This window comes from Streptomyces sp. NPDC001744, from assembly GCF_042892575.1.
In the GTDB taxonomy this organism is placed as follows: Bacteria; Actinomycetota; Actinomycetes; order Streptomycetales; family Streptomycetaceae; genus Streptomyces.
This window is the reverse complement of sequence record NZ_JBIAUG010000004.1, coordinates 207,437-222,531: the sequence shown is the minus strand read 5'-3', so window position 1 is coordinate 222,531 and position 15,095 is coordinate 207,437. Positions and strand designations below refer to the sequence as shown.

Genomic DNA, 15,095 nt, shown 5'->3' with positions numbered 1-15,095 from the left:
GTGCCGGGGACGGCGCCCCGCGAGGGAGGGAAGCGGAGCGGGAGGGGCGGGAGCGGGGCGGGGGACGGGAGTGGGGCGGGGGGAAGCGGGACGGGACGGGGCGGGCGGGAGCAAGGGGCGGAATAAGCGGAGCCTCCCTCCTGTTCTTCCCCTCATGCATTCACGAGCGTGCCGAGGAGGGTTCCGACGGTGACCGACACCATTCGAGGAGAGGTGCGGGGCACCGCGCCCGTACCGCTGTCCGTACTGGACCTGGTGACCGTCGGCAGCGGGCGGACCGCGAGCCAGGCCCTCGCCACCAGCGTCGAGCTGTCCCGGCTCGCCGAGCGGCGCGGCTACCACCGCCACTGGGTGGCCGAGCACCACTCCATGCCCGGGGTCGCCTCCTCCTCCCCGGCCGTCATCCTGGCCCACCTCGCCGCCCACACCCGGCGCGTCCGGCTGGGCTCGGGCGGCGTCATGCTGCCCAACCACGCCCCGCTCGTCGTCGCCGAGCAGTTCGGCACCCTGGAGGCCCTCGCCCCCGGCCGGATCGACCTCGGCCTCGGCCGCGCGCCCGGCACCGACGGTGCCACGGCCGCCGCCCTGCGCCGCACCGACCGGCTGAACGAGGGCGCCGACGACTTCCCGGAGCAGCTCGCGGAGCTGACCCGTTTCCTGGACGACGACTTCCCGGACGGGCATCCGTACGCCCGCGTCCACGCCGTGCCCGGACCGGTGCAGGGTCCGCAGGGGCGTCCGCCGGTCTGGCTGCTCGGCTCCTCCGGCTTCAGCGCCCGGCTCGCCGGCCTGCTCGGGCTGCCCTTCGCCTTCGCCCACCACTTCTCGGCCAGGAACACGATCCCGGCGCTCGACCTCTACCGGGAGTCCTTCCGCCCCTCGGCGGTGCTCGACGCCCCGTACGCGCTGATCGGCGTCGCGGCGCTCGCCGCCGACGAGGCGGAGCGGGCGCGCCGCCAGGTCCTCACCGGCGCCCTCTCGATGCTGCGGCTGCGCACGGGCCGGCCCGGCCTGGTGCCGACGCCGGAGGAGGCGGAGGCGTACTCCTTCAGCCCCGCCGAGCGGGAGTTCGTGGACGGCTGGCTGGCGAACATCGTGTACGGCACCCCGGACGAGGTCCGCACGGGCCTGGACGACCTGCGGAAGCGGACGGGCGCCGACGAGCTGATGATCACGGCCAACGCGCACGGCGGGGAGGCGCGGCTGCGGAGCTACGAACTCATCGCCGACGCCTACGGCATGCCGGAGCTTTCCGAGTAGACCGGACGGCCCGGCGCCCGCCGGGCGGACCGCGGATTTCCGGAACGGGTGGTTCACCGTCGAACGAATCCCGGATCTTCCCTAAGGGAACCTTAAACCGCTCGTCACCGATGGTGGCGGGCGGTTTCGTCATGTGCTGCACCCCCCTGACGAGGGCTTTCCTCCGGCGATTGGTCTAGTCCTCAATTTGGTTCAGACCATTGACTCCCCGTTCGCGCGGCGGCTATCACTGCTTCCACTCCTGTACGGCACCACCCAGTACCCCCCACCGGAGGCCGCACGTGCACCCCCGCAAGTCACTGATCGCCGCGCTCCTGGGCTCGGCCCTCGCCGCAGGCGCCCTCACCGCCACCGCCGGCACCGGCCCCGCCCGGGCGGCCGGTACGCCGACCGCCGCCTCCACGGGCGACGTGCGCATCGCGTACTACGACCAGTGGAGCGTCTACGGCAACGCGTTCTATCCCAAGCACCTCGACACCCGGGGCATCGCGAGCCGGCTGGACGTCATCAACTACTCGTTCGGCAACATCCACCCCACCGACCTCACCTGTTTCGAGGCCAACAAGGCCGCGGGGGACGACAACAACCCCAACGCGGGTGACGGCGCGGGCGGCTCGTTCGCCGACTACCAGAAGTCCTTCGGCGCGGCGGACAGCGTCGACGGCGTCGCCGACACGTGGAACCAGCCGATCGTGGGCGTCTTCAACCAGTTCAAGGAGCTGAAGGCGAAGTACCCCCACCTGAAGATCAACATCTCGCTCGGCGGCTGGACCTACTCCAAGTACTTCCACGACGCCGCGAAGACGGACGCGAGCCGCAAGAAGCTCGTCTCCTCCTGCGTCGACCAGTACATCAAGGGCAACCTGCCGGTCGAAGGCGGCTTCGGCGGTCCGGGCTCGGCGGCCGGCATCTTCGACGGCATCGACATCGACTGGGAGTACCCCGGCTCCTCCGGCGGCCACCTGGGCAACCACTACGGCCCCGAGGACAAGCAGAACCTCACGCTCCTCCTCGCCGAGTTCCGCAAGCAGCTCGACGAGCACGGCAAGGCCAACGGCGGCAAGAAGTACCTGCTGACCGCGGCCCTCCCGGCCGGCCAGGACAAGATCAAGTACATCGAGACGGACAAGATCGGCGCGTACCTCGACTACGCGAACATCATGACGTACGACATGCACGGCGCCTGGGACGGCGACGGGCCGACGTACCACCAGTCCCCGCTGTACCCCTCCCCGGACGACCCGACCGACCCCATCGCGCCGGGCACCGAGAAGTACACGATCGACTCCGCCCTCGACTCCTGGATCGACGGCAACCCGGCCTACGGCATCGCGGGCGGCTTCCCGGCCGGCAAGCTGACGCTGGGCTACGAGTTCTACTACCGCGGCTGGAAGGGCGTCCCGGCCGGGACCACCAACGGCCTCGCGCAGGCCGCGACCGGCGGCTCCAACCCCCGCCCGCTCAGCCAGCAGGCCGGCATCGCGCACTACAAGGAGCTGGGCGGCATCGTCGACAACCCGGCGACCACCTTCTGGGACGACCGGTCGAAGTCCTCGTACTTCTACAAGGACGGCGAGTTCTTCACCGGCCTGAACCAGAAGTCCGTCCAGGCCCGGGTCGACTACGGCAAGCAGCGCGGCCTGGCCGGCGCGATGATGTACTCCCTGCTCGGCCTGGACGAGAACGCCACCCTCCTGAAGCAGATCAACACCGCGCTCGGCACCGCCACCACGCCGCCCACCACCCCGCCGACGACGCCTCCCACGACGCCGCCGACGACGCCCCCGACCACCCCGCCCACCACGCCCCCGACGACGCCGCCGGCCACCGGCTGCGGCTCGGTCCCGGCGTACGCGGCCGGCACGGTCTACAACGCGGGCAACGAGGTCTCCCACAACGGCCGCAGGTACAAGGCCAAGTGGTGGACCCAGAACGAGACCCCCGGCACCACCGGCGCATGGGGCGTCTGGCAGGACCTCGGCGCCTGCTGACGGCCCGGCCCCCACGACCGCCGTCCCCGGCCGGCCGCTCCCCACGGCCGCCGCGTCCCCCCACGAACGCCGCCCCCGCCCGGACTGTCCCTCCGGCCGGGGGCGGTTCCACGTCCCGGACCGGCGCCCGTACGGCGGCTCAGACCGGCAGCGGCTCCGCGCCGATCAGCTCCGCGATCCGCTCCGGGGTCACCGCCCGCGAGTACAGCCAGCCCTGCCCCGTGTCGCAGCCGATCCGCCGCAGCCGGCCGGCCTGCCCGGCGGTCTCGACGCACTCGGCGGTGACCGTGAGCCCGAGCCGGTGCGCGAGCTGGACGAGCGCCTCGACGATCAGCTCGTCCGCCGGATTGGAGTGCTCCTCGTCCTGGAAGCCGCGGACGAAGGAACCGTCCAGCTTGAGCACGGAGACCGGCAGCCTGCTCAGGTAGGCGAGGTTGGAGTACCCGGTGCCGAAGTCGTCGATCGCGATCCGCACCCCCATGTCGCTCAGCGCCCGGAGCGCCTGGAGCGGCCGGCCCGCCGAGCCCATCACGGCGGACTCGGTCAGTTCGAGCTGGAGCAGGTGCGGGGCCAGGCCGGTCTCCGCGAGGATGCCGGCCACGTCCGCGACCAGGTCGGAGTCCCAGACCTGCCGGACCGCCACGTTGACGCTCACGAAGAGCGGGCGCTCGCGCGGATGGTCCTTCTGCCACTGCCGGGCCTGGTGGCAGGCGGTGCGCAGGACCCACCGCCCCAGCTCCACGATGGAGCCGTCCTCCTCGGCGATCCCGATGAACCGGTTCGGCGCGAGCGGGCCGAAGCGCGGGTGGTGCCAGCGCACCAGCGCCTCCACCCCGCGCACCGCCCCGTCGGACAGGTCCACGAGGGGCTGGTACTCCAGGGCGAACTCCCCGCGCTCCACGGCCGGCCGCAGGGTGGAGGAGAGCGCCTGCCGGGTCATCCGGTGGGCGTTGCGTTCGGGGTCGAAGAGGGTCCAGCGGGCCTTGCCGTCGGCCTTCGCCCAGTACAGCGTGGTCTCCGCGGCCTGCATCAGGGCGGTCGCCGTCGTCTCCTGCCCGGAGCGCTCGACCACGCCGATCGAGGCGGACACCGAGAGCCGCTGTCCGGCCAGGTCGAAGGGGGCCCGGAGCGCTTCGAGCACCGAGCGCGCCAGGTCCGCGAGCTGCTCCGTGCCGGTGGAGTCCTCGACCACGATCGCGAACTCGTCCCCGCCGAGCCGCGCCACGAGGTGACCGCCGCCCCGGGGGCGGCCGTCGCCGTCCGCGCACTCCGTCAGCCGTTCGGCGACGGCGGCCAGGAGCCGGTCGCCGACCCGGTGGCCGAGGGTGTCGTTGACCGCCTTGAAGCCGTCGAGGTCGATGTAGCAGAGACCGATCCGGCCCGTCCTGCCGTGCCCGTGAGGCTCGTGGGATTCGTACGGCTCGTGGGGTTCGTACGGCTCGTGGGACTCGCGCGGTTCGCGGGGGTCGTACGGCTCGTGGGACCCGTGGGACCCGTACGGTTCGCGCGGCGGTCCGGCGCCCTGCCGGGCGGTGGCGTCCAGGGCCGCCGAGAGGCGCTCGAAGAAGAGCGCGCGGTTGGGCAGCCGGGTCACCGGGTCGTGCGCCTGGAGGTGGCGCAGCCGGGCCCGGAGCTCGCGCCGGTCGCTGATGTCCGCGACCGAGAGCAGGACCCGCCGGCTGCCGGGCACGGGGGCGACGGTGACCTCGGCCCACAGCGGGCGCCCGCCGGGCCGCACGAGGCGCCGGGTGCAGCGGAGGCGGGAGCGGCGGCCGCGCAGCACCTCGCGGTACGCGTGCCACGTGCGCCCGTCCGAGGCGAGGTCCACGAGGTCGGCGGCGGCCCGCTCCCGGAGCGCCGCGGCCCCGGTGCCGAGGAGGGCGCCGAGGGAGTCGTTGGCGGCGACGACCACGCCGTCCTGGTCGACGACGGCCATGGCGAGCCGGGCGATCCGGAAGGCGGCCCGGTAGTCGTGGAGTTCGGCCGCGCCGCGCTCTTCGTGACGCTCCGTGAGGGTGGGGTCGGTCCCGGGCGGCACCGGCCGCTCCTGGCGCGCCGGTCCTTCGGGGGTTCCGCTCACCGCTCGCTCCCGTGGTGCAGTCGGGCCGGTCGCAGGGGACGGGACGGTCGGCCGAGGAAGAGTGAGCCGATCATAGGGCCAGGCCGGGCGGCCCTTCCAGCCGCGCGGGGCCGCCCGGGTCCGCCCGGCCCCGCGACGCGCTCCGCCGGACCACCCGCCCGACCGCTTCTGTCCAGCTCTGACGCGGGTCGATAACGGGGTGATCGATTGTGACTTTCCGTAAACCTGTTCGTGTTCGTGTCGCGTCGACCTTCTGGCGTGTCCTCACCCGACCGGGTCAGCGGAAATGTGCGAAATGATGCAAATCATCACAAGGTGGGTGAGGTGTCCCGCATTCGTGATCCGGAGGTCCACGTGAGGCGTCAGCAGCCACCCGGGGGAGGGGGGCCGCCCGGGGGAGCGGAGCCGCCGGGAGGCGCGGGAGCGTCCGGGCGTGCGGGAGCGTCCGGAAGGGCGGGGCGTCCTCGCCTGCGCGCCGGGGCGGCCGCCTTCACCTCGCTCACCGCGCTGGCCGCCACCACCCTCGTCACGGGCCCCGCCGTCGGCGTGCCCTCCGCGGTCCCGTGCGCCCTGTCCCGCACCTCGGCCCACCACTCGCTCGGCCTCGACACCTGGAACGGCTCGTACCCCCGCCCGGGGGGCGCCCTCGACGCGGTCATGATCTTCCTGTCCTTCCCGGACGCCGAGCCGCTCACCGGACCGGCCGAACTCGCCGCCGACCACTTCCCCGGCACCAGCGAGTACTTCGAGCGCGCCTCCTACGGGCGCTTCACCCTGCGCCCGCACCCGCGGGACGTCTGGACCCCGATGCCGCGCGAATCCGGCGCGTACGGCATACGGCGGGACTGGGACACCGGGAAGCGGGCCATGTACCTCCGGGACGCCGTCGCCGCCGCCGACGCGAGCGTGGACTTCTCCCGGTACGACATCGTCTACCTGGTCGCGGACCCGGACGCGCCGGGCGTGGACTCCGACGCGACCAAGGTCGTCAACCTGGAGCGCCCGCTGGAGGCCGACGGCACCGAGATCAAGCGGGTCGTCACGGTCTTCGAGCGGCACCCGCCCGACCGGAACGTCCTCGCCCACGAGACCGGCCACGTCTTCGACCTGCCGGACCTCTACCACCGGCCCGAGGACGGCAGGGGCGACTGGGACACCCACGTGGGCGACTGGGACGTCATGGGCAGCCAGTTCGGGCTCGCCCCAGACCTCCTCGGCTGGCACAAGTGGAAGCTCGGCTGGCTCTCCCGCGCGCAGGTGACCTGCGTCCGGGGGGCCGGCCCCGAGGTGGTCAGCCTGGAGCCGGCCGACGCCCCGCGGGGGCCGGGGGGCACGCTCGGCACCCGGCTGGCCGTCGTCCGCACCGGCCGCGACAGCGCGCTCGCGATCGAGGCCCGCAGCGACGCCGGGAACGACGCCGGGACCTGCACGGAGGGCGTGCTCGTCTACCGGGTCCGCAGCGGTACGGCCTCCGGCGACGGGCCGGTCGAGGTCGTGGACGCGCACCCCGGCACCGAGGCGTGCGGGGACCGCTCGGTCTACCCGCCGCTCGCGGACGCCCCGCTGGAGGAGGGCGAGACCTTCACCGTGCCCGACACGGGCGTCCGGATCGAGGTCACGGGCCGCACGGCGTCGGACGTCTGGACGGTCAGGATCACCCCGGGGAAGGCGGACTGACCGCACCCCGCCGGAACACGAAGAAGCCCCCCGCTTCCGCGAGGGGCTTCTTCCGTCGGTGCGCCGCCAGGGACTCGAACCCCGGACCCGCTGATTAAGAGTCAGCTGCTCTAACCAACTGAGCTAGCGGCGCCTGCTGACGTCGTAGACATTAGCACCCGGATCGGCGGGAGGAAAAATCGATACCCGCACGTCGGCGGCGGCGGCCGCCCGCGCGGCCCGCACGCAGGCCCAGAGGACGACCTCGGGGCCGGGCAGCCACGGGTGCCGCGTGTCGGGGGCCACCAGCCAGCGGGGGCCGGCGGTGCCGGACGGCACGAGCGGCGGCACGGTCACCGCGTCCCCGCGCCCGTGGCAGAGCGGCCGGGGCACCGCTCCGGCCCTTCCCCGGCCGTCCCGCCCGGAGGCGGCGTCCGCCTCCCAGTCGAGCAGGGCGGGCAGCCGCTGGGCCGCGCCCGGCACGGTGAAGAGCATCATCCGGCCCCGGTGGACCGCGACGGGCCCCGAACCCGGGCCCTCCGCCCACAGCCGGTCCAGCATCCGGCGCCCGAAGACCTGGTCCACGCTGACGACGTCGAAGACCGTCCCGCAGGGCAGCGTGGCGGGCGAGGCGGGCCGGGACTCCCAGTGAGTGAGCGCGGCCTCCCGGCCGGCGGCGGCCGAGGCCAGCCAGGCGGCGCCGTCGGCGGTCACCCGGGCGGTCTGGTGCCGCCCCTCGTCGTCGTCCCGGAGGAACCGGAACACGTCGTGCGGGGTCTCTTCGCGCAGCCACGTCGTCATGCCTCCAGATGTACCCGGAGTGACGGAGCGGTTTCCGAGAGTTCGCGAAATCCCGGACAGGAGGGGTGGGGGAGGGGTATCGTGCGCACTCGGCATATGCCAGGGGCGGTTTTTGGTCACGGGGCGCCACTTCGAGCCGTACGCGCCTCCCCCCCGCCCCGGCCCGTACGCGCGTCCCCCCGCCCCGGCCCGTACAGCGCGTCCCCGCCCCGATCGGGCCCGTACGCCGCCCGGGGCCGCGCGCCGCGCCGCCCGGGTGCGACCGTCGTCCCGCCCGGGCCCGCTCAGTCCTCCGGCGGGCGCCCCTCCGCCCGGATGAGGTCGCGGCCGAACTCGATCATCTTCCGGGCGTAGTCCTCGGTCCACCGGGCCCGCTCGGCGACGTCCGCCACCGACAGGCGGTCGAAGCGGCGCGGGTCCGCGAGCTGGGCCGCCGCGATCGCCTGGAACTCGGTCGCCCGGTCCGTCGCCGCCCGGAACGCGAGCGTCAGCTCCGTCGCGCGGTCCAGCAGCTCCCGGGGATCCTCCAGCGACTCCAGGTCGAAGAAGTGCTCCGGATCGGCGGTCGCCTCGGCAGGCTCGAAGACCAGCGGCGCCGGCCGGAGCCGCCGCTGTCCGCTCCGCTCCGCGGGTTCCGCCATCGTCCTTCTCCTCCTCGCACGGGTACGGCCCGGAATCCCGGGCCGTCCTCCATTGTCCCGCGTCCCGCAAGGGCGCGAATCCGGAGCGGCGCGCCCCGGGCTCACGGCGTCCAGGCCACCCGGTGTTCCTCCAGGTGGGAGAGGACCGCGTGGTTCGCCTCCCAGCCGTCGGGGAACGACACCACCGCCCCCAGCCGCACCGGCTCCGTCGACGGGTGCTCGTCCAGGAGCTCCGCCACGCCCGCCCGGCACACCACCACGCACGCGTGCCGGTGCCGGGAGGCGAGCACGCACAGCCGGCCCGTCTCCAGGTGGAAGGCGGTCGCGTCCGGGCGGCCGGACAGCGGGTGGAGGACGACCGTCACGTCGTACTCGCGCCCCTGGAGCCGGTTCGCGGTGTCCACCGTCACCCCCGTCACGCCCAGCTCCGCCAGGGCCGCCCGCACCGCCGCCGCCTGGTCGCGGTGGGCGGTGCCGACCGCGATCCTGGCGGGGGTCAGGGGCACGGGGTGTTCCGAGCGCTCCGAGACCGCCGCGCCGCCCCGGTCCAGGAGGCGCCGCACCACCAGGGCGACCGCCCCGACGGCCTCGGGATCGGTGCGCGGGGTGTGCCGGGCCGGGAGTTCCAGCAGTCCCCAGCCCGACTCGGCCGCCTCGTCCAGGACCCGGTCCGGGCCCGACCCGTCCGACGGCACCCCGAAGGAGAGCCTCCGGTCCCCGTGCCCGGTGCCGCTGCGGAACGGCGTGTACGGGTAGAAGGCGTCCGACACCAGCGGCGCCGCCGACGCGGGCAGCCGCCACGACACCGGCAGCCGGTGCTGCGGCAGCTCCGGATTGTGCGCGAGCAGGGTCGAGACCGCGCTCGCGGACGGGTCGTACGTCAGCCCCGCCCACTGGTCCGCGCCCACCACGGAGAACGGGTCCAGCTGCCCCGGGTCGCCCACGAACAGCGCCCGCTCGAAGAGGCCGGCCACCGCGAGCAGCGCGTCCGAACGCATCTGGTACGCCTCGTCCACGATCGCGTGCGCCCACGGCTCGGCGTTCTTCACGTGCCCCCACTTGGCGGCCGTGGAGATCACCACCGGAAGCCCCGCCAGGTCGCCCGCCTTCGCGGACTTCCGTACGTTCTCCAGGTCGTCGAGCGCCTTGTCGTACGGGTCGCTGTCGCTGGAGTGCAGCCGGCCCACCACGAGCTCCGGCTCCTTCTCCGCGAGCCGCAGCACCAGATCGTCCACCTGCGCGTTCGTCTGCGCGACCACCATCAGGGGGCGCCCGGCGGAGGCCAGTTCGAGGGCCGCCCGCACGACGAGCGTGGACTTGCCGGCGCCCGGCGGGGAGTCGACGACCACGCCCCGCGCGGTCCCGTGCAGGGTGTCCGCCAGGATGGCGTCCGTCGCCCGCCCGGCCTCGGCGGAAGGATCGAAGGGTTCGCGGGTCACAGCAGGTCCTCGGGGGTCACGGGGTCGGGCGGTTCCACGGCGTCGGTCCGGGGCGGACCGCCGTGGGTCCAGGGCGTCTCCTCCGGGTCCGGCAGCTGCGGCCCGGTCCGCCGGTCGTGCTCGAAGAGCGTCCAGACGATCCGCTCGCCCTTCTCCGGCACCGAACCCTCGGCGGGCTCCCTGGACCGGCCCATCCGGTCCAGGACCCGGAACACCGGCGAGCCGTCCTCCTCGTACCGCACGAACTCCGCCGTCTGCGGCCTGCCGTCCAGCGAGCGGTACGCCCTCACCCGCTCGGCCAGGTGCGGCCGGTCCTCCGTGCGGAGCGTCAGGAGCGGCCGGGGCGCGGGCCGCTTCGACTCCGTCCACGCCATCGTCACCTCCACCACCTCCGCCGCGAACGCCTCGCCCGCGAGCCGCCGCCCCGCCATGACCAGCGGGTCGTCCAGCGCCTCCTGTGCCTCCAGCTGCCCCTGCGCCTGCTCGCGGGCCGCCAGCTTCCGCGCCGCCGTCACCGCGTCGTCCCGGCGCGGCTGCGGCGGCTCGCCGGCCGCGACCCGGTCCCGGTGGGCGGTGAACGACCAGCGGTCCCGGGTCCAGCGGTCCCCGGCCCCGGCCCCCTCCGGCAGCTCCCGCAGCAGCCCGAGCGCCCGCCACACCGCCTCCCACGTCGGCTTCAGCTGCGAGGCGACGAGCCGCCGCACCTCCCGCTCGGACGCGACCAGTTCGCCGAGGGCCCGGTCGGCCGCCTCGCCGTCCTCGGCCGCGCCGGTCGCCTGCCGGGCCCGGTCGTACCGCTCGATCGCGGGCGCCAGGAGCCGGTTGTCGAAGGCCGGGTCGGTGGCGGGCCCGGCGGGCGGGCAGAGGAGCTGGCCCCGCTCGTCCCGGCCCGCCTCGGCCCGCAGCGCCCCCACCGGCCCCGGCACCCCGTCCTCCGGGTCGATCCAGGCCAGCAGCGCGCCCAGGTGCTGGTCCTCCAGGGAGGACTGGCCGGTCGCCCAGTGCCGGTTGAGCAGGTCGGTCGCCGCGAGCAGCAGCGACGAACCGGGCACCCGGGCCCGCTCGCCGTAGTGCGTCAGCCAGCGCCCGAGCAGCGGCACCCGGGGCGGCGCCGGGAACGGCGTCTCCGGGTCCTGTTCGGCCGTCCGCCGGAACCGGGTGGAGCGCCCGAGCAGCCGCACGTACTCGACGCCCGCCCGGCTCGGCACGATCAGCTGCGGCGCGTCCGCGCACAGCTCGACCTCGACCCGCACCTTCTTCCCGGTCTCGGGGTCCGTCTCGTTGCGCTCCACCAGCTCCACGGCGTCCGTGAACCCGTCGATGTACGGCAGGACCGCCTCGGCCAGGTCCGCGAGGAACGAGAACCGCAGGTCGCGGTCGCGGGGCTGGGGCACCACCAGGAGCGTCGGCTCCTCCGGGTCGGTGCCGACGAGCGCGCCCAGCGGGGCGCCCGCCTCACCGGCGGTGGTCAGCGGCACCAGGACCAGCGGGCGTGCGGAGAGGTGCCGGTGCCGGACGGTGGCGAGCGGCTGCGCCCGGCCCGATTCGACGGCCTCCATCCGGGCCAGTGTGGAGATCAGTGACATGCCGGGGCCTTTCGGAGCGCGCGGCGGGAGCACGCGGTCGAGCGGGGGGTACGGCGCCCTCCCGGGCGGCGGGGCGGCCCCGTCCGGCCCGGGGCGCCGGTCAGCGGGGGCATTCCGGGTCCTCCCGGGAGGCGCGCGCGGACGCCGACGCCAGCGCCTCCGCGCGCAGGGCCCGCGCCCGGCGCAGCGCCGCCACCGCCGGGTCCTCCGGGTCGCCGGCCTCGCCGCGCGCCGCCGCCAGGACCGCGCCGACCGTCGTCAGGCCGCCCAGCTCGCCCCGTACCGAACGGCCCAGGGTCTCCACCGCGTCCGCCTCCCGCGACCGCGACCGGCAGTGGAAGGCCAGTTCGCAGGAGGCCAGGCACTCCGGCGCGTACTGGTGGGGCACCGACTCCACGGCCGCCGTCAGCTCCTCCGCCGAACGCTCCGTCACGTCGAAGCCCACGCCCTCCGGAAGGGCGTCCGCGATCTCGTCGATCCGGGTGAGGCGGGCCAGTTGACGCCGGGTCACCGAGCGCTGCTTGCGCACGTCGACCACCGAGGCCGTCGGCACGTTCGAGAAGTCCTTCGGGCAGACGAGCAGCACGGAGTGCGCCACCCGCGCGCCCTCCGCCGCCGCCGCGACCCGTTCGAGCGCGAGCACGTACACGGCGGCCTGGCGGGCCGCCGCGCCCACCTTCGCCGCGTCGGCCGAACCGTCGACCGTCGGGAAGGACTTGATCTCCACCACCGTCCAGACCCCGTCCGGACGGACCACCACCGCGTCCGGCTCCAGGTAGACCGGCGAGCCCGCCACCTCCAGGGCGAGCAGCGGGTGGTCGAGCAGCGTCCACGTCCCGGCCCCGGTCGCCTCCCGCAGCGCGAGCGCGGTGCGCGCCACCCGCCCCGAGGGCCCGGCCGCCGTCAGGTCGGGCACGGACACCTCGCCCGGCTCCTCCACCCCGAACAGGCGCAGCAGTTCACGGCCGCCGTCCGCCTTGACCTTCGCCTCGAAGGAGTTGCCCCGCACGATCGCGAACTGCGACTGGCCGAAGGGGGCCGGGGAGCCGAGCTTCGCGGCCAGCGCGGACTTGTCGATCCCGGCGCCGTCGAGCAGGGCCCGGCGCCGGCAGCCGGGGTTGGCCGCGAGCGCCGCGAGCGCCCGCGCGTCCAGCGGGCGCGGCGGGTTGCCCGGACCGCGCAGCTCGGCGAGCCTTCCCGGGGTCCTCGGCTTCGCCGGGGCGGGGGAGGCCCCGGGCCGGCGGGTCGTCTGCGGCGGTGGTGTCGGGCCGCTGTCCAGGGATGCGCTCACGCGCGGAAGTCTTGCATCCGCCACCGACAACCGGGGCGGCTTCCCCCCTTTCCGGGCGTCCGGCCGCCCGTTCCGCGCGGGCGGGCGGCCCCCGGCGCGGGCCGCGCGGACGCCGCCGGCCCGGGGCGGGGCGCCGGACGGCACCCGGTGGCCGCCCGCGTGCCGCCCCGGATCCGGGTGGGCGATGATGGAAGGAGCCCGTCCGCACCGCGAACCTCTGGAGAGCCTTCCCATGGCACCGCGCATCCTGCTCGCCCGGCACGGCCAGACCGAGTGGTCACTTCTCGGCCGGCACACCGGCAGGACCGACATCCCGCTGCTCGAAGAGGGCCGGCGCGGCGCGAAGCTGCTCGGCGAACGCCTCCACCGGGGGCCCTGGCAGGGCCTGCCCGGCGTGGAGGTGCGCACCAGCCCCCTGGTCCGGGCGAGCGAGACCTGCGCCCTCGCGGGCTTCGGCGACCGGGCCGAGCCCTGGGACGCGCTGATGGAGTGGGACTACGGGGCGTACGAGGGGCTGACCCCGGCGCAGATCAAGGAGATCCGGCCGGACTGGTTCATCTGGCGCGACGGCGTCCCGGAGGGGGAGACCCTGGCACAGCTGTCGGACCGCGCCGACGGGATCGTGGAGTGGGCCCGCTCCGAGGACCGGGACGTGCTGGTCTTCGCCCACGGGCACATCCTGCGCTCGATCGCCGCCCGCTGGCTCGGCGAGGACGTCTCCTTCGCCGCCCGCATCCGCCTCGACCCGACGAGCCTGTCGGCCCTGGGATGGGCGTACGGCGCCCCGGCGCTCGAGCGCTGGAACGACACGGGGCACCTGGAGGGGTGACCGCCCGCGCGCGGACCTCCGGGGAGGACGCGCCGCGGCGACCGCGCGGGCCGGCGGCGGGCGCGGCGCCGTCGGTCGTGCGGGGGAACGCGGCGACCGCGCGGGCGGGCCCCGGCGCCCGGTGTCAGCGCGTCGCGGACAGGACCCGGCCCGTCTCCGTGAGGAGGGCGCGGACGCGGGCCGAGGCGACGCCGTCGAGCGATTCCCGCACCAGCCCCGCCTCCGCCTCCGCCTCGTCCCGGCGGCCCGCCCGCGCCAGGTCCTCGGCGAGCTGGGCGCGGTAGAGCGCGAGGTTCCGGGCGAAGTGCGGGTTCTGCAGGACCGTGGCCCGGCGGGCGTGCCGGACGGCCCGGCCCCAGTCGCCGAGGAGCGACCAGCACTGCGCCTCGTGCGCCTCCCGCTCGGGCTCCCCGAAGAAGGACATCCACTCCGGGTCGTCGTCGACCGGGCCCCGGTCGAAGAAGGAGTGGGCGCGGCCGAGGGCCCGTTCGCAGGCGGAGCGGTCGCCGAGTCCCGCCCACGCGCCCGCCTCCCGCAGCGACAGCAGACAGAGCAGCCGGGCCGACCCCAGCGGCCGGGCGACCCGCAGACCGGCCTGCGCGGCCCTGAGCGCCTCCCGGTACCGGCCGGTGTCCCGGGCCAGGAACGACGTGTTGCAGAAGGCGTGCGCCTCCAGGGCCGCGTTCCCCGCGCTGCCCGTCACGCGCGCGGTGGCGAGGGCCTCGGCGTAGTGCGAGCGCGCGTCCTCGTGCCGGCCCGAGTCGTGGGCCAGCCAGCCGACGGAGAGGGCGAGTTCGCCCGCGCCCGCGTGCAGCCGCTCCTCGGTGGAGCGGCGGGCCGCCGTGCCCGCGTCGAGCAGCGCGTACGCGGCCCGGAGCGGCCGGACGGCCGCCTTGTGGAGCCCGTCGGCGCCGTGCCGGTCGTCGAGCAGCCTGATGCGCCGTACGACGTCCTCGACGGCCCGCACCTCGGTCTCGCCGATCCGGTGGGCGCCCCGGGGGGCCGGGATCGCGACGGCGGGGCCGCCGAGTGTCAGCGAAGCGGCCGCCAGGGCGGCGGAACCGCTCGTCATGAATGCGCGACGCAGCACGTCGCTCTCCTCATCGTTCCAGGTCGTGAAGCCGGCGGGGGACGCCGCGTCGGCCGGGACGGCCCGCCGTCGGCCGCGCACCGCCTCCCGCGCGGAGAAGCCCAGGTCGGAGAGGCCGAGGCCGGGGAACATGTGCAGGAACACCCGCTCGTACGCGTAGTTCGGGCAGCGGATCTCGCCCGCCTCCACGCGTCCGATGTAACGGGCGTCGCACGCGACCTGTTCGCCGATCTCCCGCGCCGCCCGGCGGACGGCGGCGGCGAACTCCGCCGCCGACCGCTGTCCCCGGAGCCTGCGGAAGGCGAGGTTGGGAACTGCCCGTGACATCGCCATGGCCGAGCCCTCTCCTGGTGCTGCCGGGTGTCCGGCGGCACGAACGTACCCGCTGTGACCGAATGCCTACGCAGAGTTTTGCAACAAATCGGACGTCC

At 75.2% G+C, this 15,095-nt stretch carries 11 protein-coding genes and 1 tRNA gene; 4 read left to right on the top strand and 8 right to left on the bottom strand.

What is annotated here, in order from left to right:
• Positions 1-189 precede the first annotated feature (189 nt).
• Positions 190-1,260 (top strand): LLM class flavin-dependent oxidoreductase, encoded by a 1,071-nt coding sequence (locus ACFYZY_RS07185; RefSeq protein WP_388690261.1) that lies wholly within the window; start codon positions 190-192, stop codon positions 1,258-1,260.
• A 281-nt stretch (positions 1,261-1,541) separates the two neighbouring features.
• Complete coding sequence (locus tag ACFYZY_RS07180) at positions 1,542-3,251, top strand: glycosyl hydrolase family 18 protein (RefSeq protein WP_388690260.1); 1,710 nt, start codon at positions 1,542-1,544, stop codon at positions 3,249-3,251.
• Between the two features lie 139 nt (positions 3,252-3,390).
• Here the strand turns inward: ACFYZY_RS07180 and ACFYZY_RS07175 are convergent, their stop codons facing one another.
• A complete protein-coding gene (locus ACFYZY_RS07175; protein WP_388690258.1) occupies positions 3,391-5,331 on the bottom strand; it encodes a putative bifunctional diguanylate cyclase/phosphodiesterase in 1,941 nt (646 codons plus the stop codon).
• A 324-nt stretch (positions 5,332-5,655) separates the two neighbouring features.
• On the opposite strand from ACFYZY_RS07175, the gene ACFYZY_RS07170 reads away from it, so the two are divergent.
• Positions 5,656-7,008: a M6 family metalloprotease domain-containing protein gene (locus ACFYZY_RS07170; protein WP_388690257.1), complete on the top strand. Its 1,353-nt coding sequence runs from the start codon at positions 5,656-5,658 to the stop codon at positions 7,006-7,008.
• Positions 7,009-7,067: 59 nt separating this feature from the next.
• On the opposite strand, the gene ACFYZY_RS07165 is transcribed toward ACFYZY_RS07170, so the two are convergent.
• The 6 genes from ACFYZY_RS07165 to ACFYZY_RS07140 all read right to left on the bottom strand — a co-directional run bounded on the left by ACFYZY_RS07165 (position 7,068) and on the right by ACFYZY_RS07140 (position 12,745).
• Positions 7,068-7,141: transfer RNA gene (locus ACFYZY_RS07165), tRNA-Lys, on the bottom strand.
• A complete protein-coding gene (locus ACFYZY_RS07160) occupies positions 7,132-7,788 on the bottom strand; it encodes a hypothetical protein (protein WP_388690256.1) in 657 nt (218 codons plus the stop codon). Before ACFYZY_RS07160 ends, ACFYZY_RS07165 begins: the two co-directional genes overlap by 10 nt.
• Before the next feature lie 284 nt (positions 7,789-8,072).
• Positions 8,073-8,429 carry a hypothetical protein gene (locus tag ACFYZY_RS07155; RefSeq protein ID WP_388690254.1) on the bottom strand — a complete coding sequence of 119 codons (357 nt, stop codon included), beginning with the start codon at positions 8,427-8,429 and terminating at the stop codon, positions 8,073-8,075.
• Between the two features lie 101 nt (positions 8,430-8,530).
• Complete coding sequence (locus ACFYZY_RS07150; RefSeq protein ID WP_388690252.1) at positions 8,531-9,868, bottom strand: AAA domain-containing protein; 1,338 nt, start codon at positions 9,866-9,868, stop codon at positions 8,531-8,533.
• Positions 9,865-11,454, bottom strand: coding sequence for a hypothetical protein (locus tag ACFYZY_RS07145; protein WP_388690251.1), 1,590 nt, complete (start codon positions 11,452-11,454; stop codon positions 9,865-9,867). The genes ACFYZY_RS07150 and ACFYZY_RS07145 overlap by 4 nt, the downstream gene beginning before the upstream one ends.
• Before the next feature lie 100 nt (positions 11,455-11,554).
• Positions 11,555-12,745 (bottom strand): hypothetical protein, encoded by a 1,191-nt coding sequence (locus tag ACFYZY_RS07140; protein WP_388690249.1) that lies wholly within the window; start codon positions 12,743-12,745, stop codon positions 11,555-11,557.
• A gap of 232 nt (positions 12,746-12,977) precedes the next feature.
• Here ACFYZY_RS07140 and ACFYZY_RS07135 point away from each other — a divergent pair, with 232 nt between their 5' ends.
• Positions 12,978-13,574: a histidine phosphatase family protein gene (locus tag ACFYZY_RS07135; protein WP_388690248.1), complete on the top strand. Its 597-nt coding sequence runs from the start codon at positions 12,978-12,980 to the stop codon at positions 13,572-13,574.
• Positions 13,575-13,698: 124 nt separating this feature from the next.
• On the opposite strand, the gene ACFYZY_RS07130 is transcribed toward ACFYZY_RS07135, so the two are convergent.
• Positions 13,699-14,997 carry a tetratricopeptide repeat protein gene (locus ACFYZY_RS07130; protein WP_388690246.1) on the bottom strand — a complete coding sequence of 433 codons (1,299 nt, stop codon included), beginning with the start codon at positions 14,995-14,997 and terminating at the stop codon, positions 13,699-13,701.
• Positions 14,998-15,095: the final 98 nt, after the last annotated feature.